Here is a 1,056-nt window from a genome sequence, read left to right as displayed (position 1 = left end):
CGCCACTTCGTCGCGCCGCCGCCCAGGCGGGGTCGCCGGTAGCCGAGTGGTCTTGCCGGTCGTCAGCAGTTCGAGGTAGCCGGGAAAGGCACGGGTCTTCGCACACAGTTCGTCGTGCGCGGTATCCTCGACGTACCAGGTCGGCACCTCCCTGAGCAGACCGGACTGCCAGGTCACCGTGCCATCGCCTTCTGCGGTGGCAATGAATTCGAGCCGCCGGCGCTTCGCCAGCCAGGCATCCGGGTACCCGGCGATGCGGTAATCGATGACCGTCGCCTCCTGGCAACCGGCGATGTAGACCATATGGTTCGAGTCGGGCGGTGCCTGCCTGAGCAATTCCCAGGTCGAGCGCGCCTGTGCCAGCGAACCGGCATCGGCGACCGGCCAGCGGGCGTCGATCTGCTGCTTGATCGCCGTCCACCGCGCCTGCTGGGCGAAGGGCAACTGCGGGTCGTCGAAGGGCAGCAGTTCGAGCAGGCCGGGGAAATTGCGGACGATGTCGACGATCTCGTCGCAGCTGTGGGCGATGTCGAGCAGGCTCAGCCTGGCTTCGGTCGGGTTGGTGCCGGTCAGCCAGCGCACCGCCTCGTGCGAACCGAGGTTGGGCGTGCCGAGCATCATGAAACGGCTGTTCGGCAGCGCCACGATGCGCCGCCACAGCGCCGCGCCACGACCGCCATCGGCGATCATCGCGCGCACCACCAGTCCGCCCATCGAATGCGCGACGAGGTGCACCGGCTGCTGTTGCCGCTCGCATTCCGGCAGCCAGAGTTCGAGTTTGTCGACCAGGTTGCGGGCTGCGTCGCGCACCGACAAGCGCCAGTCGTAGGGAAGAATCTCGACGCGGTGGCTGCGCGCCAGAAACTCGAGCAGCGGCCCGTAGAAATCACCGAGCAGGTCGACCGCCTCGATCTCTGGCCGGCCCATGCGCAGGCGGCCGAGGCCCCCCTTGAACAGCGCCCAGTAATCGAGCCAGACCTTCTCACCCGACGCTTTCAGCGTGCTGCCCATGGTTCCCGGCAGCACGACCGCCAGCGGTCGCGGCGTCGTCGCCGC

The 1,056-nt window shown here is 68.0% G+C and carries 1 pseudogene; it reads right to left on the bottom strand.

What is annotated here, in order from left to right:
* Window positions 1-1,056, bottom strand: a pseudogene (locus tag CAPSK01_RS23955) (alpha/beta fold hydrolase); the annotation flags it as partial.

Origin of the sequence: Candidatus Accumulibacter vicinus, assembly GCF_000584955.1 — a bacterium.
GTDB classification, from domain to species: Bacteria; Pseudomonadota; Gammaproteobacteria; order Burkholderiales; family Rhodocyclaceae; genus Accumulibacter; species Accumulibacter vicinus.
The sequence above is the reverse complement of the archived record's forward strand: the minus strand, read 5'-3'. Positions and strand labels throughout refer to the sequence as shown.